Origin of the sequence: Aquimarina muelleri DSM 19832, assembly GCF_000430665.1 — a bacterium.
In the GTDB taxonomy this organism is placed as follows: domain Bacteria; phylum Bacteroidota; class Bacteroidia; order Flavobacteriales; family Flavobacteriaceae; genus Aquimarina; species Aquimarina muelleri.
Window position 1 is genome coordinate 1 of record NZ_AUML01000089.1, and the last position, 2,175, is coordinate 2,175.

At 32.6% G+C, this 2,175-nt stretch carries 1 protein-coding gene; it reads left to right on the plus strand.

Annotation, left to right across the window (positions count from 1 at the left end; all coding sequences use genetic code 11):
- Positions 1–2,175: condensation domain-containing protein (locus H527_RS0118605; RefSeq protein ID WP_027414045.1), on the plus strand; the 2,175-nt coding region annotated here is incomplete at both ends.

Sequence of the window (2,175 nt, forward strand, 5' to 3'; positions counted from 1 at the left end):
AGTTAGTAGAAATCTGGCAAGAGTTATTAGGAGTAGACCGAGTAGGTATTTATGATAATTTCTTTGAATTGGGAGGGCATAGTTTGTTGGCGGTTCAATTGATTTCCCGTTTGCAATTAAAAGGTTTTCATATAGAAGTAAAAGATATTTTTGAAAACCCTATAATTATATCAATTAGTGATAAATTATCTTCATTATCATCAATTTATAGTGTTCCAGATAATGGTATTACAGTTACTAGCGATCGTATTACTCCATCAATGGTTCCTTTGGTTAATTTTGATCAGAGTGAGTTGGACAAGCTAGTATCTAAAGTTAGTGGTGGGGTTTCTAACATTCAAGACGTTTACCCTCTATCTCCGTTACAAGAAGGGATCTACTTCCATCATTTGATGAGTGATAAGAATCAGGGAGATCCTTATGTTTTTACTAATTTACTTTCATTCTCAGATAAAGAGAAGCGTAATTCTTTTATTGAAGCGTTACAATTTGTAGTTAATCGTCATGATGTATTACGTACCTGTATTTTGAGTGAAGGTTTACCTAGTAGTGTTCAGGTTGTATTACGAAAAGCCCGTTTGTCAGTAGATAATGTAGATTTAGACACTTCTATCGACGTTTTGTCACAATTAGAATCATTAAATAACCCTGATAATCAATGGATGGATGTAAGAATAGCTCCATTGTTGGAGCTAAAAACGGCAGATGATCCTCAAAATAATTGCTGCTATTTGATGGTAAACTTACACCATTTAGTATTAGATCATATTGGTTTAGAAAAAGTAATTGCAGAGATTAAAATGTATTTATCTGGGGAAGAGTCAAGTCTTTTACCCCCTGTTTTATATAGAGATTTTATAGGACATACCTTACACTCTCAATCAATTAATGATAGTGAATCCTATTTTAGAGGTTTATTTGGAAACATAGACGAACCTACATACCCTTTTGGTTTATCAAATGTTCTTGGTGATGGTAGTAATATTAAAGAGTCGAGTATTTTTTTGCCTGAAAAATTAAGTAAAGAACTTCGTAATGTATGTGTTCGACTAGGTATGAGTCCAGCAGTTTTGTTTCATGCTGCTTATGGTATTGTAATAGGAAAATGTAGTAATAGAGAACATGCTATTTTTGGATCATTGTTCTCTGGTCGTTTGCAAGGTTCTTTAGGAGCAGCTGATTCTTTAGGATTATTCATAAATACACTTCCCTTAATATTAGATTTAAACCAAGATATAGGTAAATATCTAGATCAAGTAAATATTCGTTTAAAGGAGCTATTATCTCATGAGCAAACTCCTTTGTCTAATGTTCAAGGTTGGAGTGGTATTTCAAATGACATAGCTTTATTCAGTGCAATATTAAATTATCGTCATTCTTCTCCTTTATCAGAATCAGAAGATGGTAGTATTACTGATTTAGGGATTAACGTTATTGAATCTAAGGAACGGAATAATTACCCCTTTACATTAAATGTAGATGATTATGGAGTTGACTTCAAGTTAACAGCTCAAATAGACGGAAGTATTGATTCAGATCGAATTCTTGTTTATGTAAAACAAGTGTTGATTCAGCTATTAGAAGGAGCAAATAGTGAAACAATGATAAGTGTTAGGGGTTTGAATATTCTATCAAAAGAAGAAGAATCACAATTATTGAATGTATTTAATAATGTATCATTGGTTGATTATCATAAAGATAAGACTGTTGTATGTTTATTTGAAGAGCAAGCAATCAAGACACCAGAAGCCATTGCACTAATTTTTGAGGAAAAACAACTGACTTATAGTGAATTAGATAGGCGTTCTAATCAGTTGGCTCACTATTTACGTAATCAAGGTATACAATCAGGTTCTTCGGTAGGTATCTGTTTAGATCGTAGTTTGGATATGATCATTGGTATTTTAGGGATTTTAAAGTCAGGAGGAGTATATGTCCCAATAGATCCTCATTATCCAAAGGATAGGATTGATTATATGCTTAAAGATGCAGACATTGGTTTGGTATTGAGTAGTAATTCTAGTAAGATAGTTTTAGAGTATCATGAAGAATTATTGGTTTTATTATTGGATAAGGATTGGGGAGTTATTTCTGAATGTTCGATCAATACACTGAGTAATACTTTATCTTCAGAAGGATTAGCCTATGTTATTTACACCTCAGGAAGTACAGGTG